General features: G+C 39.6%; 29 protein-coding genes. 8 read left to right on the forward strand and 21 right to left on the reverse strand.

Features of this window, described 5'->3' with window-relative positions:
* Position 1: 1 nt before the first annotated feature.
* Positions 2 to 316 (forward strand): DMT family transporter, encoded by a 315-nt coding sequence (locus JOC83_RS06145; protein ID WP_205185350.1) that lies wholly within the window; start codon positions 2 to 4, stop codon positions 314 to 316.
* 89 nt (positions 317 to 405) lie between these two features.
* The gene (locus JOC83_RS06150) at positions 406 to 564 is read left to right on the forward strand and encodes a twin-arginine translocase TatA/TatE family subunit (RefSeq protein ID WP_338038874.1); all 159 of its coding nucleotides are present in this window, start codon (positions 406 to 408) and stop codon (positions 562 to 564) included.
* A 34-nt stretch (positions 565 to 598) separates the two neighbouring features.
* Here the strand turns inward: JOC83_RS06150 and JOC83_RS06155 are convergent, their stop codons facing one another.
* The 7 genes from JOC83_RS06155 to pepF all read right to left on the reverse strand — a co-directional run bounded on the left by JOC83_RS06155 (position 599) and on the right by pepF (position 6,110).
* On the reverse strand, positions 599 to 2,116 hold the full coding sequence (locus tag JOC83_RS06155; RefSeq protein WP_205185364.1) for a sensor domain-containing diguanylate cyclase: 1,518 nt from the start codon (positions 2,114 to 2,116) through the stop codon (positions 599 to 601).
* Between the two features lie 167 nt (positions 2,117 to 2,283).
* Positions 2,284 to 2,499 carry a helix-turn-helix domain-containing protein gene (locus JOC83_RS06160; RefSeq protein WP_205185366.1) on the reverse strand — a complete coding sequence of 72 codons (216 nt, stop codon included), beginning with the start codon at positions 2,497 to 2,499 and terminating at the stop codon, positions 2,284 to 2,286.
* Between the two features lie 6 nt (positions 2,500 to 2,505).
* On the reverse strand, positions 2,506 to 2,652 hold the full coding sequence (locus JOC83_RS06165; RefSeq protein WP_205185368.1) for a YvrJ family protein: 147 nt from the start codon (positions 2,650 to 2,652) through the stop codon (positions 2,506 to 2,508).
* The gene (locus JOC83_RS06170) at positions 2,645 to 3,238 is read right to left on the reverse strand and encodes a sigma-70 family RNA polymerase sigma factor (RefSeq protein ID WP_205185370.1); all 594 of its coding nucleotides are present in this window, start codon (positions 3,236 to 3,238) and stop codon (positions 2,645 to 2,647) included. Before JOC83_RS06170 ends, JOC83_RS06165 begins: the two co-directional genes overlap by 8 nt.
* A gap of 279 nt (positions 3,239 to 3,517) precedes the next feature.
* Positions 3,518 to 3,751, reverse strand: a complete 234-nt coding sequence (locus JOC83_RS06175) for a DUF3953 domain-containing protein (RefSeq protein WP_205185372.1) — start codon at positions 3,749 to 3,751, stop codon at positions 3,518 to 3,520.
* A 268-nt stretch (positions 3,752 to 4,019) separates the two neighbouring features.
* Entirely contained in the window at positions 4,020 to 4,187 is a 168-nt protein-coding gene (locus tag JOC83_RS06180) for a hypothetical protein (protein WP_205185374.1), read from the reverse strand.
* A 135-nt stretch (positions 4,188 to 4,322) separates the two neighbouring features.
* Positions 4,323 to 6,110 carry an oligoendopeptidase F gene (gene pepF, locus JOC83_RS06185; protein WP_205185376.1) on the reverse strand — a complete coding sequence of 596 codons (1,788 nt, stop codon included), beginning with the start codon at positions 6,108 to 6,110 and terminating at the stop codon, positions 4,323 to 4,325.
* Positions 6,111 to 6,288: 178 nt separating this feature from the next.
* On the opposite strand from pepF, the gene JOC83_RS06190 reads away from it, so the two are divergent.
* Entirely contained in the window at positions 6,289 to 6,849 is a 561-nt protein-coding gene (locus tag JOC83_RS06190; protein ID WP_205185378.1) for a hypothetical protein, read from the forward strand.
* A gap of 83 nt (positions 6,850 to 6,932) precedes the next feature.
* On the opposite strand, the gene JOC83_RS06195 is transcribed toward JOC83_RS06190, so the two are convergent.
* Both JOC83_RS06195 and JOC83_RS06200 read right to left on the reverse strand, forming a co-directional pair.
* On the reverse strand, positions 6,933 to 7,376 hold the full coding sequence (locus tag JOC83_RS06195) for a TlpA family protein disulfide reductase (protein WP_205185381.1): 444 nt from the start codon (positions 7,374 to 7,376) through the stop codon (positions 6,933 to 6,935).
* A gap of 99 nt (positions 7,377 to 7,475) precedes the next feature.
* Positions 7,476 to 8,018, reverse strand: a complete 543-nt coding sequence (locus tag JOC83_RS06200; protein ID WP_205185385.1) for a peroxiredoxin — start codon at positions 8,016 to 8,018, stop codon at positions 7,476 to 7,478.
* Between the two features lie 352 nt (positions 8,019 to 8,370).
* Here JOC83_RS06200 and JOC83_RS06205 point away from each other — a divergent pair, with 352 nt between their 5' ends.
* Positions 8,371 to 8,778 carry a VOC family protein gene (locus tag JOC83_RS06205; protein WP_205185388.1) on the forward strand — a complete coding sequence of 136 codons (408 nt, stop codon included), beginning with the start codon at positions 8,371 to 8,373 and terminating at the stop codon, positions 8,776 to 8,778.
* A gap of 370 nt (positions 8,779 to 9,148) precedes the next feature.
* On the opposite strand, the gene JOC83_RS06210 is transcribed toward JOC83_RS06205, so the two are convergent.
* The 5 genes from JOC83_RS06210 to JOC83_RS06230 form a co-directional block, all read right to left on the reverse strand.
* A complete protein-coding gene (locus JOC83_RS06210; RefSeq protein ID WP_205185391.1) occupies positions 9,149 to 10,033 on the reverse strand; it encodes a YitT family protein in 885 nt (294 codons plus the stop codon).
* A gap of 119 nt (positions 10,034 to 10,152) precedes the next feature.
* Positions 10,153 to 11,688, reverse strand: a complete 1,536-nt coding sequence (locus JOC83_RS06215; protein ID WP_205185394.1) for a potassium/proton antiporter — start codon at positions 11,686 to 11,688, stop codon at positions 10,153 to 10,155.
* Positions 11,689 to 11,705: 17 nt separating this feature from the next.
* Entirely contained in the window at positions 11,706 to 12,263 is a 558-nt protein-coding gene (locus tag JOC83_RS06220) for a tyrosine-type recombinase/integrase (RefSeq protein WP_205185397.1), read from the reverse strand.
* A gap of 133 nt (positions 12,264 to 12,396) precedes the next feature.
* Positions 12,397 to 13,176, reverse strand: a complete 780-nt coding sequence (locus JOC83_RS06225) for an alpha/beta fold hydrolase (protein ID WP_205185400.1) — start codon at positions 13,174 to 13,176, stop codon at positions 12,397 to 12,399.
* A gap of 73 nt (positions 13,177 to 13,249) precedes the next feature.
* Positions 13,250 to 14,239 carry a Gfo/Idh/MocA family protein gene (locus JOC83_RS06230; protein WP_205185403.1) on the reverse strand — a complete coding sequence of 330 codons (990 nt, stop codon included), beginning with the start codon at positions 14,237 to 14,239 and terminating at the stop codon, positions 13,250 to 13,252.
* A 170-nt stretch (positions 14,240 to 14,409) separates the two neighbouring features.
* On the opposite strand from JOC83_RS06230, the gene JOC83_RS06235 reads away from it, so the two are divergent.
* Positions 14,410 to 14,604, forward strand: a complete 195-nt coding sequence (locus JOC83_RS06235) for a helix-turn-helix transcriptional regulator (protein WP_205185406.1) — start codon at positions 14,410 to 14,412, stop codon at positions 14,602 to 14,604.
* Positions 14,605 to 15,084 (forward strand): DUF6773 family protein, encoded by a 480-nt coding sequence (locus tag JOC83_RS06240; protein ID WP_205185409.1) that lies wholly within the window; start codon positions 14,605 to 14,607, stop codon positions 15,082 to 15,084. It begins immediately after the preceding gene.
* A gap of 135 nt (positions 15,085 to 15,219) precedes the next feature.
* On the opposite strand, the gene JOC83_RS06245 is transcribed toward JOC83_RS06240, so the two are convergent.
* Both JOC83_RS06245 and JOC83_RS06250 read right to left on the reverse strand, forming a co-directional pair.
* Complete coding sequence (locus JOC83_RS06245; protein WP_205185412.1) at positions 15,220 to 15,390, reverse strand: type II toxin-antitoxin system antitoxin; 171 nt, start codon at positions 15,388 to 15,390, stop codon at positions 15,220 to 15,222.
* Positions 15,391 to 15,410: 20 nt separating this feature from the next.
* On the reverse strand, positions 15,411 to 15,605 hold the full coding sequence (locus JOC83_RS06250) for a hypothetical protein (protein WP_205185415.1): 195 nt from the start codon (positions 15,603 to 15,605) through the stop codon (positions 15,411 to 15,413).
* Between the two features lie 300 nt (positions 15,606 to 15,905).
* On the opposite strand from JOC83_RS06250, the gene JOC83_RS06255 reads away from it, so the two are divergent.
* A complete protein-coding gene (locus JOC83_RS06255; RefSeq protein WP_110113501.1) occupies positions 15,906 to 16,103 on the forward strand; it encodes a cold-shock protein in 198 nt (65 codons plus the stop codon).
* A 123-nt stretch (positions 16,104 to 16,226) separates the two neighbouring features.
* Here the strand turns inward: JOC83_RS06255 and JOC83_RS06260 are convergent, their stop codons facing one another.
* The 4 genes from JOC83_RS06260 to JOC83_RS06275 are packed head-to-tail and all read right to left on the reverse strand — an operon-like array spanning position 16,227 to position 20,037.
* Positions 16,227 to 17,192, reverse strand: coding sequence for an ABC transporter ATP-binding protein (locus JOC83_RS06260; RefSeq protein WP_205185418.1), 966 nt, complete (start codon positions 17,190 to 17,192; stop codon positions 16,227 to 16,229).
* Between the two features lie 12 nt (positions 17,193 to 17,204).
* A complete protein-coding gene (locus JOC83_RS06265) occupies positions 17,205 to 17,987 on the reverse strand; it encodes an ABC transporter permease (RefSeq protein WP_205185421.1) in 783 nt (260 codons plus the stop codon).
* Between the two features lie 3 nt (positions 17,988 to 17,990).
* On the reverse strand, positions 17,991 to 18,857 hold the full coding sequence (locus JOC83_RS19970; RefSeq protein WP_205185425.1) for an ABC transporter permease subunit: 867 nt from the start codon (positions 18,855 to 18,857) through the stop codon (positions 17,991 to 17,993).
* Positions 18,841 to 20,037 (reverse strand): ABC transporter substrate-binding protein, encoded by a 1,197-nt coding sequence (locus JOC83_RS06275; RefSeq protein WP_205185428.1) that lies wholly within the window; start codon positions 20,035 to 20,037, stop codon positions 18,841 to 18,843. The genes JOC83_RS19970 and JOC83_RS06275 overlap by 17 nt, the downstream gene beginning before the upstream one ends.
* Before the next feature lie 130 nt (positions 20,038 to 20,167).
* Here JOC83_RS06275 and JOC83_RS06280 point away from each other — a divergent pair, with 130 nt between their 5' ends.
* Positions 20,168 to 20,767, forward strand: coding sequence for a CDP-alcohol phosphatidyltransferase family protein (locus JOC83_RS06280; RefSeq protein WP_205185431.1), 600 nt, complete (start codon positions 20,168 to 20,170; stop codon positions 20,765 to 20,767).
* Between the two features lie 34 nt (positions 20,768 to 20,801).
* On the opposite strand, the gene JOC83_RS06285 is transcribed toward JOC83_RS06280, so the two are convergent.
* Positions 20,802 to 22,124, reverse strand: a complete 1,323-nt coding sequence (locus tag JOC83_RS06285) for an amidohydrolase family protein (protein WP_205185434.1) — start codon at positions 22,122 to 22,124, stop codon at positions 20,802 to 20,804.
* Positions 22,125 to 22,449: the final 325 nt, after the last annotated feature.

The raw sequence follows: 22,449 nt of genomic DNA on the forward strand, positions 1-22,449 counted from the left end.
GATGGCGTGGATTACCCTTATTTTAGCTGGCTTCTGTGAAGTCGGTTTAGTGATTTTCTTAAAATTATCGGATGGCTTCAAGCGCTTGTGGCCATCGCTTGGGTTTATCTTGTTTGGGGGATTAAGCTTTTATTTACTGTCTCTCTCATTAGTCGATTTGCCTATCGGAACGGCTTATGCCATTTGGACTGGGATTGGATCGGCTGGTAGCGTGGTAGTAGGCATGCTTTTCTTTAAAGAACCGAAAGACATCAAGCGAATATTGCTTATTCTCTGCATCATCACTGGTGTTGTAGGCTTAAAATTAACCGCTTAACAATTGTCACAAAATAGACTATGTGATGCCTGTCTGTTTCCGATATAATGTAAGAAGCGAGACATGTTACTAATAAGGAGATGCAGGCAGTGAATCTTGGTATGGGTGAAATCATCTTAATCGTTTTTGTCGCATTATTATTATTTGGTCCGAAAAAGCTTCCCGAACTTGGAAAAGCAGTTGGAAACACGCTTCGTGAGTTCAAAAATGCCACAAAAGGCTTAATGGACGACGAAAAAAACAAATAACTAAAAAACCTTGCGATTGCAAGGTTTTTGTTATTTATGAGACATACCACTTACCTCTAGCTACTCGTACTGTATTACGGCCCGCACCTTTTGCATCATAAAGAGCTTGATCAGCCGCTTCGATTAAACTCGTCATTGAATCTTGTTCAGTCGGCATCATCGTTGCCACACCAACACTAACCGTCACATAATCACTAATTGGTGATGCTTCATGAGGAATACTGAGGTTGTAGATGCTCATGCGAATCGTTTCTGCAATCTTCATCGTCTCTTCTTCATCCATCACTGGTAGTACAACCGCAAATTCTTCTCCTCCGTATCTTGCTACACAGAGTGAAGGATCCATAACATCTTGCATCGCTGCTCCTACTTTTTCTAAACAATCATCACCTGTTAAATGACCGTACGTGTCGTTATAGGCTTTAAAGTAATCAAGATCGAACAAAATAAAGGATAGCGAATGTTGCTGTTTGATTGCATAATCCCATTCCATTTTTATTCTTTTATCAAGCGCACGGCGATTAGATAGCTTTGTCAAACCGTCACGATTAGATAATTGCTGTAGCTCTTGATTTAATTTCAATAGCTTTTCTTCCGCTTCTTTTCTCTTCGTGATATTGCGGTACTCCCAGTAATGACCAATATACTCGTTTCCTTCATAGATAGGTACATAATCAAGCGCATATACCCTTCCATTTGCAAACGTAAATTCTTCTCCTTCAATCACTTTCTTTTTTGCAATGATATCATCTAAACGCTTAATAAACCGCATTGAATGCTTAACAACGTGTTGCTTCTCTTCATACATTTGGTCACTCTTTTTCCCTATCATCTGTTTGGGGATTGCGTCAAGCTCAAAGATGTCACAAAAGGTTTGGTTAATAACGGCCACCTGTCGATCAGCTGTTTCAATCATTGTCCCTGTATGCGCATTTCGAATTAACACGGAAAACATTTGTGATAAACTGCGATGACGTTGAATGGTAATGGTTGATTGATATAAATACTTCCCTACCATAAAGACAAGGAAGCCACCTGAAACAGAAACGATTGTATGATAGGAGTAAATGCGAAGCACCTTTTGTAGATCACCTATATTGATTAATAATGCTACAAAGATTAATAGTAAGCTCATGACGTTCATTGTATGAAACTTTGTTGATATATCCACGTTTCTTTTTGAAATTAGGCCACAAGTGATGCCAATTAACACCATAAACGATGAAGCGACTAGAGCAGCTGGATGGATACCAAAAAGAGCAATACGACCAACTGCAATCATAACAGCGGATAAAATAGATGCCCAAAATCCTGCGTATACTGCGACGACAACCGTTGCTAAATGACGTAAATCAATAATTGTATGTTCATCGACCGGAATTGTATAAATCATTAATATGATTCCTAACATCCCAAAAGCGGCGCCTAAGCTGAAAATACGCATCCACTTATTTACTTTCACATTCTTTTCCTTTACACGTTCTCTTACTACGTTAAGCACAAATAGAAAGCTAATAATGATCGTTACGTTAAACAACAACTGTTGAAACATAGGAATCATCCTTACATGACATGTCGTATTAGGATTATTTTACCATAATCTCTCCTTGTTAGCCGGCATTCAACAAGAGAACTTTTCGACAATTCTAGCGCAAAATTAGCCCGCCTATTCACGATAACGTGTCTAAGCGACGGTGAACGGCAAGCTAATTTAACCACTTATAACATCTCCCAAAACGTTGGTGTAGATTGAAAATCAAACTTTCGAATCGCAAGAATCATTTCAAGACGAATGGCTTGTTCAATGTCTTCACGGTCTTGATACGGAACGTACTTCACACATTGTTTTATTTTCGGTTCAAATAAGTTAAGAAGCTGTTGCATCGCTTCTTCATCACCGAACTGAGCTCTTTTCATTAATTCAACTAGACGCATGGATCATCACTTCTTTCGAATATCATTGACTAACTCTTCGACAGATTCTTCTAGTTGCTTCACACGATTTTCAAGACGCACCAGTAAGTAAAACGACAAAACAATGGGAAATCCTAAATTGCCAACAAGATTCATCCAATCCACACTAATCATGTTCTCGCCCCTTTTCATAAGACTCCCTCAATTTACGTAATGCGCGCTTGCACGTACTTGATACAGATTGCTGAGAAATTCCGAAACGTTCAGCAATACTTGTATACGATTGTTCATGTAAAATGTGCACCTCAAGCACTTGTCGTTGCCGCTTCGTTAAGTGATGAAACGAGTCATATAAGCAAGGATTGGTCACTTCGTCCACAAGATGTTGAACCTCGTAAGACACCTCTTCTTCTCCAACAATCAAATCGAGGGCTGAACGTGTGTCACCTTCTTTGTTAACTGGTTGATCGAGTGTATACGAAAAAATGCGCTGCTGTTTTTGCCTTTTTACTCGGTGATCACGTGCTACATGAATAATGAGCTTTGACATGTAGCTAACAAAGCGAATTTCTGTGTAATAAGCTTGAAATGCCTCATGAAGCTGTTTTTCATGATCACCTGTTGGGTCATGTATGATTTGTTCAAATAATTGCTTGTGTGCTTCCTTTTGTAAAAAGGCTTTTACGACCCCTTTTGAAAAACGTTTAGAATGGATTAGGAGACGAGTACGATTACAAGAACTTGTAGTAGATTGATTCATAAAATAACCTCCTTTCTATACTAAAAGGGAAAATGTGGACAAAAACACAACCACAATAAGAACAAATGTTCTATTTTTAGCATAACGTACGAACAGACGAACCGTCAAAGTGTCTTTATTCCTAAAAATACCAAGTTTTTTTAGGTTAGATAAAACGTATCTCTCTCCTTACAAAATGATTTTCTGCGATGAAAGCCACGCCAAAAAGCTCCTGTTTTAACGAAATGTGCTATTCGTTAAAACAGGAGCTTCACTTGAACTCCTTCTTTTGATGAATCATTAGTTTAAAAAGAAAGCTTGCAAGACGATAAAAATAATAAAAAGCGAAGCAGCTATATTTAAAACCGCTACCTCTTTACGACCACTTTTTAATTCCGCTATCCCGACAACAATTAACAGACCGCCAAGTAACACCATCATGCCATCCATAAACCGATGATTACCGGTGATTAGTGAATAACTCGCTAATGCCACAACGCTTATTGCGAGTATAATCCGAAGTTGCTTTAACAAGCGTAATCCCTCCTTATTCATTTCCATTTTATCACATCCATAGGGGTGAATTTAGAAAGTTCGAGATAACCAACGAGAGATTGTAAGAAATGTGCTAAGCCTAAACGTATCGATAGGGGGTTAAGGGAGAGATAAAAGCTCCACTGCTTGGGGAGTATGTGGTGGATGATCTCTTTCTTCAAAGCATGCAACACCTCTTGCCCGTCTATCTTATGAAGCAAGAGATGTTTCAAGTGAAGTCAAAAGGATGTTCTTTTGACTTCTTTCTTTATTTTTTGACTGTGCGTCGTTTTGGAAGAATGGTATGTAAGAAGGTACGTGTCGATTTTCCGATGGGAGTGGCTGTAAACGGTTTCGTTCGACGGTCTGCTTCTGGGTTTTGAGTAATCATTTTACGCGTTCGTTCAACTAATTTTAGCTTTGATTCTTTATTCATTTCATGACTCCTTTAGTTCTACTTCTTTCATGCTATCCCTTTTTACCAGTAAAAGGAACACTTGTTCTTATTTTATAAAAAGAACGAAAAAAAGTAAACAAAAAAGAAGCGAGAAACCTCACTTCTTTTCATTGTTTATTCTTCTCCAAACTCATCCACTAAGCGTGCAAAGGTCTTCATCGCTGACTCTACCGGCTCTGGTGACAGTAAATCAACGCCCGTTGCTTTTAACAGGTCAAGCGGATACTCTGATGAACCACTTTGAAGGAATGTTAGATAGGCCTCAAGCGTTTCACTGTCTCCTTTTAATAATCGCTCGGCAATATGAATCGCTGACACGTAGCCTGTTGCGTACTTATAAACGTAAAATGGACGATAAAAGTGAGGAATACGTGACCATCCAAATTTCACTTCTTCTTCAAAGACAAGGTCATCACCATTATACGTACGGAACAGCTTTTCATACATCTCATTAAACACTTCCGCGTTAAGCGACTCGCCATTTTCTACTTTTTCATGCACCGTTTTTTCAAACTCTGCAAACATTACTTGTGTAAAGAATGTTCCCTTAAACTGATCAATAAAATGATTAAGAAGATGCTTCCTCATTTTTTTATCTGTTGTCGTATCCAACAAATGATGAATAAGAAGTACTTCGTTGACGGTTGATGCTACCTCGGCAACAAAAATCGAATAGCTAGCTGAAATACGCGGCTGATACAAGCTTGAATAATGACTATGCATGCAGTGCCCCATTTCGTGCGCTAACGTAAACAAGCTATCTAAGTTATCTCGATGGTTGAGTAACACGTATGGATGAACACCATAAAGACCAATATTGTAAGCACCAGAACGCTTTCCAGGTGTTTCACGCACATCGATAACACCGGCATCTTTGAAGGCTTTTAATTGTGTGATGTATTCGTCTCCAAGTGGCTTCAAGCTTTCAAGCATCGTCTGATAAGCTTCTTCGTAGGAAATATCTTCGCGTACATCTTTTACAAGCGGTGCACTTAAATCATACGCACGAAGCTCCTCAACACCTAGCTTTTCTTTTCGCACTTTCATATAGCGATGAAGCGGCTCAATGTTTTTCTTTGTTGTTTCAATCAAATTTTCATACACGGAAACAGGAACATTATCCCCAAACAACGCTTTTTCTAACGCAGATGGGTAGTTACGCATTTTCGCAAGCGTGACGTTATTTTTAACGGCTGAGGACAACGTCGATGCAATCGTATTTTTCATTTGAACATACGGCTTGTAGTATGCTTTATACGCTTCTTTCCGCTTGTCACGGTCGGCGCTTTCCATGATTTTTGCGAACATTCCACGTGTAAGCGGCACTTTCTCACCATTCTCATTCGTGACGTCTCCAAAAACGATATCCGCGTTATTGATCATACCGAACGTCGTTTTCGGAGACGCTAAGGCATCACCGAGCTGAGAGAGCACTTCTTCTTTTTCTTTCGTTAGCACGTGCGTTTTATAGCGATACGATTCCAACAAATCCTTTTCAAAATATTGAAGAGCTGGAACTTCTTCAATGTAGCGCTTTAACGTTTCTTCTTCTAATTCTAACAAGTACGGCATAAAAAAGGACGTTGCCGAGCTTATCTTCACACCAAGCTGTTGAACTTGATCAAGCAACGTTTGAGACGATGATTGACGTGTATCTTCATCGTTTTGTAGCATCGCAAACACATATAGCTTCGTATATCGCTGCATGAGCGCTTCTTGTTCACTTAAAAATCCATAAAACTGTTCTGCGTTATGAATGTTGTCATTGTAACTTCCTAACGTATGAATGTCCGATACAACTTGATTAAAATCTTCTTTCCAGGCATCATGGTGTGGATAAATATGAGTTAAATTCCACTTTTCATGATCCGGTATTTCCGTTCTTGATGTGTATGTAGTCATTTTTCCAACTCCTTCTTTATCATTACTACTACTTTAACAAAAGAACCTCGTGAATATGTCAAATTTGCTTCTGTTTTATGTATTCGGTTAGAGAAACGCCCATTCCTTTTGAAAAATGTAACTTCCTTCTCACTCATTCGTCTAATCTATACAACGACCTTTTAAGGAGGCAACTTAAATGAAAAGTGTGTCTTACCTACTATTAGCCACTTTGTTTCTTTTATCCTTCTTCACCTTTTCACCATCAAAAAGCTACGCTTGCTCCTGCGTACCGACTGTTCCTGTTAAAGAAGAATTAGAGCAATCTGATGCTGTCTTTAGCGGAAAAGTGATTCGAAAAGAACACACCAAACAAAACCTGTACAACGACGGCTTTGCCATGGAGGTTTACGCCGTTACATTTGAAGTCAATCGTGTTTGGAAAGGTGCATCGAATTCACACATTCTTGTCTACACCGGAATGGGCGGCGGTGACTGTGGTTACTCATTTAAGGAAGGAACTGACTACCTCGTCTATGCACACGGAAACGATCAGCTCATTGCAGAAATTTGTTCGCGCACAGCTGAATTGTCTTCAGCCAATGAGGACTTGACTATTCTTGGTGAAGGGATGAAGCCTGAGAATGAAGGTGATCTTCCACCAGCAGAGAATCCTCGCATACTTGAGATAGGACTAGGCATCATGATTTTACTAATAGGAAGCTTTTTATTTATAAAAAAACGCAAAGCATCTTCATAAAAAAAAGTAGCCAAGTCGCTTTCTAAAAAGCACTTGGCTACAAACTAACTACTCATTTCAGTTTTACCTAAACAGATTTCTTTTTATTCCTCACCTAGCACACGGTTAAGGCGCTTGCGAAGCATGTCCATTCCGCTTCCGCCCGCTTGGAAGTGGCGTAACTTTCCTTCTTTATCAAACACATAGTATGCTGGTACGTATTTGTTTTCGAATGCATCTGTTAATTTGTGCTCGCTATCAACAAAGATTGGCTGTGTAATGTCATGACCCATTGCCATTGCTTCAATCACACCCATATCTAAATCGTCTTCTGAACGAGGCATATGAACCGCTACAACGTTTAATTGATCATCGTACTCGTCGCGTAACCCGTTGATTTCTGGCATTGCTTCTTTACATAAGTAGCAGCTTACAGACCAGAAGTGGATAAGTGTTGCTTTCTCTCCTACTAAATCTGCTTTTGTTACTTCGTCATTGATCCATGCTGTTGCGCCATCTAATTCTGGCATTTGCTCACGTAATTTCATATGTAACATTCCTCCTTGAAGTAATTCATTTTATCAATTTAGTAGGGAGCTCAAGCCTGACTGCTTAAGCCCCTCCTACTAGTTAAGCTTGTCTATTAATTAAAGTGTTTTTTGACCTGGCTTCCAGTTCGCTGGGCAAAGACCACCTGTTTGAAGTGCTTGTAGAACACGTAGTGTTTCCTCTACATCACGACCGATGTTGTTGTGGTTGACAACAGAGTACATTAGTTCACCTTCTGGGCTAATGATGAATAGACCGCGTAATGCAACCCCTTCTTCTTCAATTAATACGCCGTAGTCAGCTGCTACTTTATGTGTTGGATCCGCTGCTAATGGATAACGTAAATCTCCTAATCCATTGTCTTTACGATCCGTGTTAATCCAAGCTAAGTGCGTGTGGATTGTGTCAGTTGATACACCGATTACTTCTGCATCTAAGTCTTCGAACTCATCATAACGATCTGATAGAGCTGTAATTTCTGTTGGACATACAAATGTGAAGTCCATTGGATAGAAGAATAAAACAGTCCATTTGTCGTTTTTCATGTTTTCTTCTAGATTTACTTTACCGAATTCCTTGTTTGCTAGTACTGCTTCCATTTCAAAGCGTGGTGCTTGTTTCCCAACCATGCGTTCTGCCATTGTAAAAATCTCTCCTTTGAAAGTAAGTATCATTTGTTACCTATTTCACAAGCATATGCTTGCTTTTTATATGTTCACTAGAACCATTGCATGTTCTAACTAGATTCCCCTTTCATTAACACTTACGATAATGACTATTAGGTGGGAATCACTCTCAATTACATTTCTTATTATACACGACTGATTTTTAGAGTCAATACTTTTTTATAATTATTTTAAACTAACAATCTATCTAAACATACAAATCAAAAATGAAGGGTGAATGAATCGTTATTTATGTTTAAATACTAAAGGAATTAGCAGCAAACATATTGAATTAAGTTAAAGATAAACAATATGGTGGAGGTAGAATATGGCGATACAAGCAAAAAGTATTTTCGTTAATTTACCAGTGAAAGACTTAAATAAGACGAAGGAGTTTTTCTCCAAAGTCGGATTTGAGTTTAACCCTCAGTTCTCCAATGAATTAGCGGCATGTATGGTTATCAGTGATACGATATTTGCAATGTTGTTGGTTGAAGACCACTATAAGAGTTTTACGAAAAAAGAGATTGCGGATACTACCAACAGCTCAGAAGCGATCATAGCTTTATCGGTTGATAGCAGGGAAAAAGTTGATGAAATTGTTAATAATGCGTTAGCCGCTGGTGGTAAGCCTTCAAAAGAGCCACAAGACCATGGTTTTATGTACGGATGGAGCTTTGAGGATATTGACGGTCATCTGTGGGAATTATTTTTTATGGACAGTCATGCTCAATAAAGATTGATATAAAAAAGTGCAGAGCCATCTAGATGGCTCTGCACTTTTTTAAATAGACTTATTCTAGTAAACTACCTTTTCCTAATCACTAAGTTAGCATGACTTGAACTTTTCAGGGTTTGAAGCGTAAAGTTCTATAAATCCACAGGTTGGACAGACATAACAAGGAGCTATGTTGCTCATCGTTTCTTGGTTCGGTTTTTCTGTTGATTTATATACTCTAATAGGATAACTATCTAACTTAGCTTCCACCATTATTGATTCACATTTACTACAAGTGTTTGCCATCATCATTTTCTCCCATCCTATAAAATGAAACATCCTTGTCCTTTCTAGACATGGTACTATCATTTTCGCTTCATTCACGTCATTAGTGAATATCTCTCTTTTTAAAGCGTCCACCGCGTACTTCGGCAATGTCACCTACGGCTAAAAAGGCCCCTGCATCTAGTTCTTCAACAAGAGACTTTAACTTTGATTCTTCTAATCTCGTAATCACGCAGAACACCACTTTTTTATCGTCTCCTGAATAGGCTCCTTCTCCATGAAGGTAAGTAACGCCACGACCAAGACGAGCGTTGATGGCTTCTCCAATCTCGCGGTATTGATCACTAATAATCCACGCAGATTTCGACTGCTCCATCCCTTGTACGACCGTATCAATCGATTTTGCTGCGATGACGTACGCTAAGATGGAGTACATTGCACGGTCCCAGCTGAACACAAATCCTGCGGCCCCTAAGATGAAAATGTTAAAGAACATCACAATCTCACCAACAGAAAAAGGAACCTTCTTATTAATAAGAATCGCTAAAATTTCGGTTCCATCGAGTGAGCCTCCGTAACGAATCACAAGTCCGATCCCAATCCCAAGAATCATTCCACCAAACACGGTTGCTAGTAATACATCGTCTGTAAATGCTGGCAGATGGTGAAACATCGTCGTTAAAATGGATAAAAGTAAAATTCCAAAGATCGTTGAAAGAGCAAACGTCTTTCCGATCTGCTTGTACCCCAAAAAGACAAACGGTAAGTTTAACACAAAGAGGAATACTCCAAGCTGCACACCCGTAATGTGGGAAAGCATAATGGAAATCCCCGTAATTCCTCCATCGACAACGTTGTTTGGCACTAAAAAGATTTCAAGTCCCGTTGCCATAAGTAGCGCACCGATACTAACGAAAATGACGCGATTTAAAATACCCACTATCGTGAGCTTTCGATGCTGTAGCTTTGATTTTGTTGATTCTGTCATCTTATCTCTCTTTTCTTTCAGTTATTTCTTCTATTATACAGATACTCTCTCTCAATTTCGACTGATAGCCCTTTTGACTATCATAGAGCAGACATGTAAAAAACCGAGCAAACGCATGATTACGTTTGCTCGGTTTCCGACTCTCGTTTGTTTTCAATCGGAACTTCCTTTACAATCGGTACCGATTTTTTCTCTTGAAGTAATCTTATTAGCTCCTGCTTACTAGCGCGAGACGTTAGGACATAAAGAAAGTCTCGTGGCTGAATAACGGTATTTCCTGTTGGTGTAAGGAGTTTATCATTGCGGATAATCGCATTCACTAACGCATGCTTCGGAAACGGAATGTTAATTAACTTTTGGCCCACAATTGCCGCATCTTCTTCCATCTCATACTCAATCATTTCTGCATTCGCTTTTCCAAGAGACACAAGCTCGAGTGAGTGCATCGGCGTTGTCTTTTCAGGTCCGACTAATCCTAATTTATCCGCTAGGTTTGTAATGGTCGAGCCTTGAATTAAGCAGCTTGTTAAAACAACGAAAAAGACAACGTTAAAAATGAGCTGACTGTTTTCTACATGCGCAAGCATCGGGAACGTTGCAAGAACGATTGGAACCGCTCCTTTTAATCCAGCCCATGACAGAAACAGCAGTTCTTTATTCGTGTAACCCATGTTAATGGTCGATGCATACACCGCAGCCGGTCGTGCAATAAGCATTAAAATAAGAGAAATCACAATTCCTTTCCACATGACATCCCAAATAAAAAGCTCAGATGGGAACACGAGTAACCCTAAAATCACGAACATTAAAATTTGCATCATCCAGGCAAAGCCTTCTGAAAATCGAACGATCGAATGGCGATATGCCACCTCTGTATTTCCAATGATAATGGCAGACACATACACGGCAAGTAATCCACTGCCATTCATAAAGGCCGTTACTCCGTAAGTAAGAAGTGCAAAGGCCGTCGCAAAGACAGGATAAAGTCCACTCGAATCCAAATTCAAACGATTAATGGCAGCCGTGGCGAGTCGACCAAATACATACCCTACAATAAGACCAAGCCCCATCTGTACAAAAAACGATGCAATGAGCTTCCACATATTCGCATCTGGAACGGTAATGAGCTCAATCATCGCAATTGTTAAAAAGACCGCCATCGGATCATTCGAACCCGATTCCGCTTCTAATGTCGCGCCAATGCGTGGCTTAACGTTTTGCCCCTTTAACACGGCAAACACAGCAGCGGCATCGGTAGATCCTACAATGGCTCCGAATAAAATCGCTTCTAACCAGCCAATTTCTAAAATGTATTTTGCCGCAACCGCCACAATTCCAGATGTAAGCAAGACACCCATTGTTGCAAGAGACAGAGCAGGTGGAATAACAGGACGAAGCGTCTTCCATTTCGTTTGAAGTCCCCCTTCAAACAAAATGATCACAAGGGCGAACACCCCAATCGTTTGCGCAAGGCCTGCATCATCAAAATGAATAATTCCTAATACGTCACTCCCCATCACAATTCCAACCATAATAAATAAAACAAGGGCAGGTACACCTAAACGCGCGGAAAACTTCGTCGTAATTACGCCTGAAATAAACAAGATGGCAGAAAGTAAAATAAAAGCATCGGTTGTGATAATCTCACTAAGCATTCATTTCAACTCCTTTTCTATAAGTTCACATCAAGCTTAATGGACTGGCTTGTATGTCGGTCTACTCCTATATACTGACGTGTTTCGGCAGGTGTTGCGTGATGAAGTCTTTTTTGAATCAATGAAATGGCTATTCCTTTTGCATAGGCATGATAACCAAACGTTTTACGAAGTGTATGTGTACCAATTGAACCTTCTATGTCAGCTTGCTTTGCTGCTTCATTAATAATTCGGTATGCTTGCTGACGCGTAATAGGTTCTGTTGTTTTTTTTGATTTAAACAAGTAATCGGTAGATTGAAGGCTTCCTTCTTGAATGCATTGCTTAATGGCTTGACGAACATCATCGTTTAAAAAAACGGGAGGATCTGTATATAGAGAGGATTGTAAATAGTGAAGAATATGACCAGACTCGTTCATGACATCTTCGACGTGTACATGCAGCAAATCATTGCCACGTATACCCGTGTTCATTCCGAGCAACAATAAACAATAATCACGAGCGGACCGTGACTGCAAATAGGTTTTCATACATAACAACTTTTCTTCATCTTTAATGGCTTCAACGGTTTTCATCGCACCCTCCTTAATGTGACATAACTATATTCTATCACACGGTTTTGTTACATTAAAATCATATGCTTCATACTTGTAAAAAATAACGATAACTATACAAAAAACGCCACCCATCGACGATAGGTAGCGTTTTTTATCCTACTTGTTTAATGCGGGCATGCTTCAATAAGAAGTGCAACACACTTTCATTAAATTCTTTCGGTTGGTCAATGTTGCAAACATGACCACACTTTTCAATGATTTTTAGCGTCGCTTTGTTATCCCACTCTACATCCTTTTTGACTAACGGAAGAAACAAATGATCCTCCTGCCCAGAAATATAGAGCTTCGGCACGCCGAATTCATCACGGTGATAATACTGTTTTGTTTTATAAAGAAGGTAGAACCAACGTAAAAATTGATCTCTTCCCATTTTTGCTGCTTCTTTAATAAAAAGCTTTCGCGCGTCAGCATGATTTTTACGTGGCATAATGACAGATGCCGCGATTTTATAAAGCAGCATATACGGTAACACAGCTTTCACTTTATACGCTGCTCCTAACACGGCTTTCGCCCATGCTTGAACACGTGTTACAGCGCCTCCGCACACAATGGAAAGCATCCGCTCTGGCGCTGCTTTCACTAGCTCGTGAATAATAATGGTTCCAAGTGAAATACCGGCAAAGTGCGCTTTTGTAATCTTCAGCTCATCTAACAAGTTCAACACCTTTTGCGCACAAATCGCAAAAGAAAACTCTTCTTCTTTTTTTATCTGTCCGTTTGCGGAGTGACCAGGCAAATCAATCGCAAGCACGGTAAAATGTTTTCTGAACTCTTTTAATTGCTTGTACCAAATTTTCGAGTTTGCACCAAGACCATGCAGCAGCACTAACCACGGTCCAGATTGATCATGATTATAAATCCGATAATCCATGTCTCTACCCTTTCATGTGAAAAAAGTTACCGCTATCATACCACACTTTTCGCGCATTTGGTTCACTTAAATATCAATGTTTTGTGTCATTTGGATACACAAGACCGATTTGCTTACGAACTTCATCCATGATTTCCATTGTAATCATCGAACGCTCAAACGAATTGACGCTTGATTCAGTTTTACCTGCTTTTACAAGCTCAATAAATTCGCTTGCTTCATACGACATCGTGTGCTCAGATTGTGGAACCGTCACATCTTCTTTTTCACCGTTTCGGTAGCGAACTTCTACTTGTTCAGCGGTATGGATTTTATCAACGATAAGGCTTCCGTCTTCTCCTTGAATTTCTGTCGGTAAGAATGAATCCGTAATCTTTGAGTACATAATCACTGCATCTTTGTCATCATATTTTAATAGAATACTTCCTTCTCCATCCACACCTGACTCTAGCATGTAGCTGACCGCTTTTACTTCGTTTGGCTTACCGAATAGTGTCACAAGCGGATAAATGCAGTAAATGCCGATGTCCATTAACGAACCGTTTGAAAACGTTGGATCAAACGCATTCAACACCGTTCCTTGCTTATATTTATCGTAGCGAGATGAGTACTGACAATAGCTCGCAAAGTAACGACGAACTTGTCCAATTTTATGTAGGTTTTCTTGAATCACGTTGAAGTTTGGCAGCAGCGTTGATTTCATCGCTTCCATCAATAGCACCTGATTTGCTTTTGCTACCTCAATCATCGCTTTTATCTCTCGTGTATTTGAGGCCATTGGCTTTTCGCATAACACGTGCTTGCCGTGATTCATCATTAAAATTGCTTGCTCCGCGTGAAATGAGTTTGGACTTGCGATATACACAGCATCAAACGCATCGCTTTTTGCCATTTCTTCTAAATCCGTAAACGTCACGCTTGCCCCTACCTTCTCAGCAAATTCTGCTGCCTTTTCAGCTGTACGTGAGTAAATCGCCGTTAAGTGAAAGTCATTGTTTTGGCGGGCAGCTTCAATAAAGCGCTCCGTAATCCAGTTCGTCCCGATAATCGCAAAACGTACCATGTTGTCATCTCTCCTTGTTTTTAATCTGTTTCTTATCTTACTCTTTTTAAGTAAAATTTGCGAATGAAGTTATCTACAAGGAAAAACACCTTGTCATATATACCATACAATTGTAAGATATATATTACATAAGTCACATATACCTTACATAAAAGGAGTGAAAAAACCTCATGCCCCTTAATAGAGTGAAGCTCGCTCGTCTAGAAAAAGGATTCACTCAACAAGAGCTTGCTCGTCGTACAAACGTTACGCGCCAAACCATTAGTTTAATTGAAAGCAGCAAATATAATCCATCGCTACAGCTGTGTATTGATCTAGCTAAAGCATTAGAGAAGACACTCGATGAACTATTTTGGGAGGAATAAATGATTATGAAATCTTTTTTTCGTTTAACATCATCAAACGACGAGCGTGTACAGGCATTGGAGTATCGCGCCTTTGCTGAAGCTGGCTTTCTCGTTTTTCTTTTACTGTTACTTGATGTGTTCGTTCGCGCGTTTCTTTATAATCGTCCATTAAGTGAGTGGATTGTATCCATCCTTCTTATTGGTTGCTTCAGTATTTATTTCACAATTCGTCGTGCAACAATGGGCATTGATGAAGAAACACTATTAGAAGGAGAAGAATTAAAAGCCGAGAAATTAGCTGAACGCATTTCTGCTTTCGGAGGCATTCTATACGGAATCACATTTATCGCTGTAAACGGTGGCACTCCTGATGGCTGGGAACAATGGCTTAAACAATTTTACGTATTAATCCTTCTTTCAGGTGGGATCTACCTCTTTGCTCGCCCTATTGTTTACCGTATAAAGAGAGATAAAATTGAAGCCTCTTTCCACGAATAAATAATCGTGATAATTAAAGGAGCGATTACAACATGACGAACGATGAAGACCACACCACGTGCAACCTTAAATTAAAACGAACAAACCCCTTGCCTTTTGCAATCTGTTTGATTGGATAAAAAGGCAAGGGGTTTTCTATCTTTCTTCTTTTCTCGGTTTTCCGAGCTTTCCTTCACGCTTTGCCGTATCGCGTAGTAAAAATTCGATATGACCGTTCACGCTTCGAAACTCATCTTGTTCCCACCGTTCAATCACTTTGTATAGTTCTGGATTCATTCGCAGTGGAAAACTTTTCTTTTTCGTCATACTCACTCACAACCATCGTGTCATACGGATAACCCACTATCTCGAATACTATCTAAATACTTTCTGAAGAAAATAATGACTTTTGATTGGTTTGGTTGTACAACGGTAATACCTGACAGTAGAATTTCACCTAAAATCATGCATAAAAAACCAACAAACACAAATTTATTTGTAAAGAACCAAACCCCTCCAGCAAACAACAAAAGCGCTAACACAATCCCTATAAATCCATTGATATACCACGTTTTTCGTTCATTCGTGCACTCTTCCTTTTTCTATCTTTTTCATATCAAAACGATATCGATTTTGGTTATAAGTGTAAACGTCTATGTTTTTTTTTAAGAAAAAGGGTTTATTTATTTTGGAAACATGATATACTAAAGAAGTTATTTTTGTTCGGTACGTGAATAGTCAAAATGCCTTCTTAAAAGTGGTGTTTATATTCAAAAGATACCATTGAGCAGAGATAGTGAATAAAATGGATGTATTCATCCACAATTTAGGAGGTACTACACATGGTACAAGGTAAAGTAAAATGGTTTAACTCTGAAAAAGGTTTCGGTTTCATCGAAGTTGAAGGACAAGACGACGTATTCGTACACTTCAGCGCTATTCAAGGTGAAGGTTTCAAAACTTTAGAAGAAGGTCAAACAGTAACTTTCGAAGTTGAGCAAGGTGCTCGTGGACCTCAAGCTGCTAACGTTCAAAAATAAGCAGTATCTTTTATATAAAAAGACTCCGATTATCGGAGTCTTTTTTCATTTTATTCTACGAAGATTGAAGGTAGAAAGCATAGACATTACAGATTCATCATCCTTTCAGCATGATGCTTGTCTCTAACCTTTCTCACTCCTATCATCTTGTAATTTTCTCACCAACGGCTGAACCGCTGCTTGATCCCAAGAGAGAAACACCTTTTGTCCTTCTCGCAACAAATGTGTGCTAGCCATCAACTGATGAATGTCTAATGCTTCTACGTACACCTCGTAAAAGCGTTGTCCCATCATCATTGTTACTCGGTTGACGATTCCTTCATAACTTCCTGCTTGTAAAGACAGTTGACATGCAGAAAGCGGCACAAACCTATCCTCAATGACAAATCCTTCTGAGAAAAATGAAGCGACAAACGGCGTTTCTGGTCGTTCGTACAATTCAGTAGCTGAGCCCACTTGTTCCATTCTTCCTTCATTCATAACCGCAATTACATCACCTAGTAACTTCGCTTCTTCTTGGTCGTGTGTGACAAAAATCGCTGTCACTCCTTCTTTTTTTAACAACTGACGCAACCACGGACGTAATTCTTTTTTCAATTGTTCATCTAAACTACTAAACGGCTCATCTAGCAATAACAAATCAGGCTTTGACATAAGTGCTCGTGCAAGAGAAACTCGTTGCTTTTGCCCTCCTGATAGCTCGCTAGGATATGCCTTTTCATATTCTGCTAAGCCTACCTTTTTTAACATATGACGCCCTTGCTTTGTTTGTTCAAGCTTTGACACTTTTTTCATTTTTAACGCAAATGTCACATTTTGAAGCACCGTTAAATGCGGAAATAATAATGACTCTTGAAACATGAGCACAACCGGTCTTTTTTCCGGTGACACATTGGCCATCTCTTCATTGTTCAATAAAAATTCTCCCTCATGCTCTTCAAGACCGGCTAAACAACGAAGAAGCGTACTCTTTCCACAGCCTGATTTCCCAAGTAAACAGACAATATCGCCTCTTTTAACCTCAAGCGACACCTTTTTTAAAATTTCTTTCTCGTACGTTTTTGTGACATTTTTTATGGTGACAAACATGACATTCTCTCCCTATCTACTTCTAACATATGCGTCATACAAGCGATGTAACGCTTCAATTATTCCTAAAAAGAAAAGTGGCAGCAACGCAAATAGCAACGAAAAGCTTGCCATCACAGCTTCATTTACACTTTGAAAATAAGGGTAATAAAGCACAGGCAACGTCGTAATGAACCCTCCGCCAATAATGACTGTTAACGCGTATTGACTTAAGGCAATGACGACCGTTAGCGTGACCATACTTCGAATGCTCGGTAATAAAAATGGAAGCGTGACAAGTAAAAAACGCTGAACTCGTGAAGCACCTAACGTTTGCGCTTGTTGCTCCCACTTCTCCCCCATTCGCTCAAAGCCTGTGCGCAAAATGCGAATGGAATATGGCAGAGTCGGCAGTAAATGCACGAGCACTAGCCCTGTCATCGTCTCAATGAACCCTAACCGAATGAATGTTAAATGAATGCCCATGACAACAAAAAGAATAGGGACTAAGATTGGAAGTGTTAACGTGGTTTCAATCCACGCTTTTCCTTTAAACGATTGGAACGCTAACACTTTCGCAGCTGGAAAAGCCAACAGGCCATTTAGCACCACGACTAACCCACATAATAAGATAGATGTTTGAAGCGACGAGAGTAGTTGTGGATCTTGAAATGTTTGTTGCCACCCTCGTAGCGTAAATGATGTTGGAATCAAATCTGGCCAGCGCCACGTTTGCGAGATGCTTTTTAGGCCTAACACAAGCATTGGAAACACAACCGTCAGTCCCCATATAAGTAATAATCCTTTTTTCTTCATTTCTTACTGTCCTTTCGCTAGGCGATCTCGATGACGAGCTGTTGATTGGGCAATTAAAAATGCAAGTGAAATGGTACAAATGGTGATGACCATCATTAACGCTTGAGCATATGGCCTCATCTCCCACTGCCCTTCATAAAACCACTGATATGCTAATACAGGTGCCGCTTTTGGACTTGTGACTCCGAGTAAATATGGAACTTCAAACGCTGAAAGTAAAAATGCAATTAAAATAAGCGCAATCTCTAAATAAACGGGCCATAAAACTGGCCACTGTGCATAGCGAAATACTTCGCGCTTTCTACCTCCAAGCGTGGTCACAACTTCTGATAATTTTGTATTCATTTGTTCATAGACCGGTAATAGCATTAAGATAACAAACGGAACTTCTTTCCATACATACGTTAGAATAATCCCGACTCCATATCGATCATTCGTTAGCTCTGGAAAGTGTTGAATACTATCTGTCACATGAAGCGTCGCAAACAAACTAGATAGCAAACCGCTTTGTGAAAACAACAGAACGACTAAATAACCTGCGACAAAATGAGGTAGTAGCATAGGTACCCACACGAGCAATTGCCACTTATGTTTACGCAGTTGTTTATGCAGCTCATGAACAAGCCATGCACCAATCACAAGCGAAATGCCCGTTGATACAACCGTTAAATAAAGACTGTATCCAATTGAGCGTTGAAATTGTTTGTTTTCAATAAGCGCTCGATAATAGTCAAACGTTACGGCTCCTTCCATTCTTCCAACACTCTCTAAAAACCCCATTACGATGCCGTAACTGAGCAAACCGCCAACGACGACCAATACCGGAAATAAATAGATAAATAGACGCCACTTTTTACGGTAAAACCTCACCTTTCCACTTCTCCTTTATATACTCAATGTAAGACGCATCTAAATCTGGTTTGAACGCCTTTTCAAGCTCTTCAGCAGGTAACACGGAGTCACCTCGATCTACGTCTAAAAAGGCTGCTTTCATCTCATCTTCTAACGAATCCGAAGACACTACCGTTCCTTCTCCCCAATTTTCAGGCTGCAGCTTTGCCAACTGTGCTTCTGGAGATTGTAAGAAATGAACCGCTACCATTGCACCCGCTGGATTTTTCACATTAAACGGAATGCTTAAGTAATGAGCATTGCCAATCGAGCCTGCATCAAGCACATACGATTGTGTCGTTGCTGGAAACATGCCGTTTTTAATTAAGCTCTCGGCTCTTGCTTCATTGAACCCAAATGTAAACTGAACCTCTCCCCGACTATAGAGCTGATCTAATTGCTCTAGTGATTCTGGGTATGTATTACCTTTACGCCATAGATATGGTTCAATTTCTGTTAGAAACGACCAAATGTGTGCGGTGTCTTTTTCTACATCCCCGCTAGGCGTTTGATTTTGTTCATACACAAACTGACGTAAAAACGCATTGCCTGTAAAATCAGTTGGATTTGGATATGTAAATAGACCAGGGTTTTCTTTTACCCACGCTGACAATTGTTTCATTGTTTTCGGTGGATTCTTTACTTTCGCACTGTCATAATAAAGCACAAATTGAACTTTTCCCCACGGTGCTTCAAGTCCATCAATCGATGTGCCTGCATCTTCTTCTGTAAATCCACTTTCTTTGTCTACATACTTATAGCTCGGCAGCTTCTCGGCAAATGAGCCATATAGAAGCTCTTCTTCTTTGGCTAGCTTAAAATTCTCTCCATTAATCCACATGACGTCAATGGAACCTTCTTGCTTTCCTGCTTTTTTTTCAGTTAGTAGCTTTTGCATAAAGGTTGGGGTATCAACAGGTTGACGGTTTAATGTGATGTCATGTTCTTCTTTCAAACGAGGCGCTACCCACTCATCAATGTATTGGTTGATGTTCGGATCTCCTCCCCACATAAACAAATTCACTTCCGACCCTTCTGCCAAGCTTTCAATTTCATTCCATTCTTTTTTCAGTAATTCTTTGTTTGACACTTGTTTATCACTTGGTTGACAGCCTGCCAAAAATAAAAGCAGACTAAGCATCATCCATAACTTTTTCATTTTCTCACCTCATGTTCTATTGTATATGCGTCTTTTACAAGAACCAAGTATGAAAGCTCAACTTGTTCAAACTTGCTTTTTAAATGGAACAAATAGATAATAAAACCAATCTGCTTAAATAGGTGATACTATGCTTGATACACACGCTCGAAAGTACATACAGCCCGTTATTACAACGACGGCTACTTTCTGTTTACGAATGAAGTTAACGGCAAACCATGTTACCTACATCGGCTTTTTTGTTGGAATATGTGCGGGTCTATTTGTTTATTTTGAACAAACAGTGGTTGCTCTTATTCTTCTTTGGCTATCTGGATTTTTAGATGCTGTTGACGGTACGATGGCACGAAAAACAAAGCCGTCAGCGTGGGGAACATTTTTAGATATCGGATTTGACCGACTCGTAGAAATTAGCATTATTTTAGGACTGGCGTTTCGCTATCCTGATTCGATGTGGGCTCTTCTCCTTTTAAGCGTATCCATCATTTATGCTATGACCGTTTTCTTAACGGTTGGTGCCCTTGCTGAAAAGAGTGGAATGAAATCCTTTTACTATCAAACTGGCTTAGGAGAACGGACAGAAGGCTTTATTTTATTTTCATTTATGATGACGTTCACTTCTTACTTAACATGGTTCACCCTGTTATTTTTGGCCGTTGAAGTATTTACAACGTTTCAGCGGATTCGTGACGCGAAGCGTATTTTACAAAAAATCGATCGCATAAAATAGGCCGTCCACCTGTAGCGTGTGACGGCCTCTCTCTTTAGAGCAATGTTTGATTCTCATGCCAAAGCGCTGTAAGCGTTGCGTCGGCTAGTCGCTGATGCGTTTCCTTGACGCTCACCCAGCGATGCTTTGTGAATACAAAGCGTGTCTCCGGAACCTCTGTCCAAATTCCCTCCACAGATTGTGCGTTAAACAGAACAAAACTTGCTTCATAGCCTTCTTTAATTCCATAGCGCTTCAAGCCTACCATTTCAGCCGGAATATGCGTAATCATCCGCAAAAGCTCTACTTGATTTTCTTTTGTGCCCATATGCGCAGCATATCCTGTTAGCAGACCAATCTGAATAAGGTCTGCTTTACCAAATGGATGAAACGGATCATGAATATTATCAGAAGCCGTTGCGACGAGCACATTTGCTTCTTGCAGCTCTTGAATTCTTGTCACCCCTCGGCGTACGATGCGTTGGTCATTACGTCCTTGTAAATAAAGATTCGCCGCTGGCAACGTTACCACATGAATATTAGCCTTTTTGACGAGCTGAATGATGTTAGTGGCTTTTTGTTCGTCCATCGCAGCTAACGAGCAAAGGTGGCCGACATTCACCTTTCCTTGATGATTCGTTTCCATTGTTTTTTCAGCAATCTTCACAATCGTATCCACCGCTGGATCATCATCTTCATCAACGTGCAAATCAAGCGGTAGGTCATACGCCTTTGCAAGTGCAAATAGGGTATCAATTTCCTTCACTGGATCAGGCACAATATGAGGGCAGCCTCCAATTGCATCAATTCCTAGCTCAATCGCTTCATGAATCATCTTCATTTGTTCTTCATCATCTGGATTTACGTACACAAACAACGGAACGACTTGGATATCGAGATATGGTTTTAATTCTTGCTTGACTTCTAATGCCGTATGCAAGGCTTGAAACACTACGTCTTCTGCTTGTGTACAATCAAAATCAATATGCGTACGAATGGTTGTTGTTCCGTTTGTTAGTGCTTGAAGCGCTGTTTTGACCATACGCTGACGAATATCTTCTTCCGTAAACATCGGAAGTGCTTTTTTATAGTTGGATACGGCTTCCTCTAATGTGCCTGATTTGTTTTGCACAAAAGAAAGTGTGTATGCTTTATCAAGATGCATATGCATATCCACAAAGCTTGGTACCATTACTCTTCCTTGTAAATCAATTTGCTTCTCTATTCCTAACACATTGGCTTGTAAAGGAACAAAGGCCCCTTCTTCTTTATATGTTTCTTGCTTTTTGATTGATGTATAGACGCCATTTTCAATTTTCACTTCAAACAATGCTTCTTCTTCTTCTAGCGGTAAGTGAACATTTATAAAATGCAACATGAACTTACCCCTCCTTTTAAACGGTGTCTGTTCCCTTTCGTCATATTCTGTCGTTTTTCCTGCTAGAGATCCTTTAATTAATAGACTTTCCTTATAATTAGAATTATGGTTTATTTTTCCATAAAAATACGAATCAATAAACTGATTCCATACATACTCACTAAATCTTTTTACCCATTCTTCACTTCTCTTCTTTTTCCCTTATATGACAAACAAGATGAAATGAGTTAAAACTTTTGTAACAAAATGTTTTATTTTCTCGCTTATTCTGTATTAATACAAAGCTATAACTCTAGTTATGTGTAATTAACTAGGTCCTTGTCAT

Origin of the sequence: Priestia iocasae, from assembly GCF_016909075.1 — a bacterium.
In the GTDB taxonomy this organism is placed as follows: domain Bacteria; phylum Bacillota; class Bacilli; order Bacillales; family Bacillaceae_H; genus Priestia; species Priestia iocasae.

What these genes read in the sequence shown, in the direction of transcription:
- JOC83_RS06215 (WP_205185394.1), bottom strand. Translation starts at nt 11,688, where the DNA reads ATGCTTAGTGAGATTATCACAACCGATGCTTTTATTTTACTTTCTGCC.
- JOC83_RS06275 (WP_205185428.1), bottom strand. Translation starts at nt 20,037, where the DNA reads ATGAAAAAGTTATGGATGATGCTTAGTCTGCTTTTATTTTTGGCAGGC.
- JOC83_RS06195 (WP_205185381.1), bottom strand. Translation starts at nt 7,376, where the DNA reads ATGAAATTACGTGAGCAAATGCCAGAATTAGATGGCGCAACAGCATGG.
- pepF (WP_205185376.1), bottom strand. Translation starts at nt 6,110, where the DNA reads ATGACTACATACACATCAAGAACGGAAATACCGGATCATGAAAAGTGG.
- JOC83_RS06265 (WP_205185421.1), bottom strand. Translation starts at nt 17,987, where the DNA reads ATGAAGAAAAAAGGATTATTACTTATATGGGGACTGACGGTTGTGTTT.
- JOC83_RS06160 (WP_205185366.1), bottom strand. Translation starts at nt 2,499, where the DNA reads ATGCGTCTAGTTGAATTAATGAAAAGAGCTCAGTTCGGTGATGAAGAA.
- JOC83_RS06210 (WP_205185391.1), bottom strand. Translation starts at nt 10,033, where the DNA reads ATGACAGAATCAACAAAATCAAAGCTACAGCATCGAAAGCTCACGATA.
- JOC83_RS06205 (WP_205185388.1), top strand. Translation starts at nt 8,371, where the DNA reads ATGGCGATACAAGCAAAAAGTATTTTCGTTAATTTACCAGTGAAAGAC.
- JOC83_RS06260 (WP_205185418.1), bottom strand. Translation starts at nt 17,192, where the DNA reads ATGTTTGTCACCATAAAAAATGTCACAAAAACGTACGAGAAAGAAATT.
- JOC83_RS06235 (WP_205185406.1), top strand. Translation starts at nt 14,410, where the DNA reads ATGCCCCTTAATAGAGTGAAGCTCGCTCGTCTAGAAAAAGGATTCACT.
- JOC83_RS06190 (WP_205185378.1), top strand. Translation starts at nt 6,289, where the DNA reads ATGAAAAGTGTGTCTTACCTACTATTAGCCACTTTGTTTCTTTTATCC.
- JOC83_RS06245 (WP_205185412.1), bottom strand. Translation starts at nt 15,390, where the DNA reads ATGACGAAAAAGAAAAGTTTTCCACTGCGAATGAATCCAGAACTATAC.
- JOC83_RS06170 (WP_205185370.1), bottom strand. Translation starts at nt 3,238, where the DNA reads ATGAATCAATCTACTACAAGTTCTTGTAATCGTACTCGTCTCCTAATC.
- JOC83_RS06180 (WP_205185374.1), bottom strand. Translation starts at nt 4,187, where the DNA reads ATGAATAAAGAATCAAAGCTAAAATTAGTTGAACGAACGCGTAAAATG.
- JOC83_RS06145 (WP_205185350.1), top strand. Translation starts at nt 2, where the DNA reads ATGGCGTGGATTACCCTTATTTTAGCTGGCTTCTGTGAAGTCGGTTTA.
- JOC83_RS06220 (WP_205185397.1), bottom strand. Translation starts at nt 12,263, where the DNA reads ATGAAAACCGTTGAAGCCATTAAAGATGAAGAAAAGTTGTTATGTATG.
- JOC83_RS06225 (WP_205185400.1), bottom strand. Translation starts at nt 13,176, where the DNA reads ATGGATTATCGGATTTATAATCATGATCAATCTGGACCGTGGTTAGTG.
- JOC83_RS06165 (WP_205185368.1), bottom strand. Translation starts at nt 2,652, where the DNA reads ATGATTAGTGTGGATTGGATGAATCTTGTTGGCAATTTAGGATTTCCC.
- JOC83_RS06200 (WP_205185385.1), bottom strand. Translation starts at nt 8,018, where the DNA reads ATGGCAGAACGCATGGTTGGGAAACAAGCACCACGCTTTGAAATGGAA.
- JOC83_RS06230 (WP_205185403.1), bottom strand. Translation starts at nt 14,239, where the DNA reads ATGGTACGTTTTGCGATTATCGGGACGAACTGGATTACGGAGCGCTTT.
- JOC83_RS06155 (WP_205185364.1), bottom strand. Translation starts at nt 2,116, where the DNA reads ATGTTTCAACAGTTGTTGTTTAACGTAACGATCATTATTAGCTTTCTA.
- JOC83_RS06240 (WP_205185409.1), top strand. Translation starts at nt 14,605, where the DNA reads ATGATTATGAAATCTTTTTTTCGTTTAACATCATCAAACGACGAGCGT.
- JOC83_RS06285 (WP_205185434.1), bottom strand. Translation starts at nt 22,124, where the DNA reads ATGTTGCATTTTATAAATGTTCACTTACCGCTAGAAGAAGAAGAAGCA.
- JOC83_RS06280 (WP_205185431.1), top strand. Translation starts at nt 20,168, where the DNA reads ATGCTTGATACACACGCTCGAAAGTACATACAGCCCGTTATTACAACG.
- JOC83_RS06255 (WP_110113501.1), top strand. Translation starts at nt 15,906, where the DNA reads ATGGTACAAGGTAAAGTAAAATGGTTTAACTCTGAAAAAGGTTTCGGT.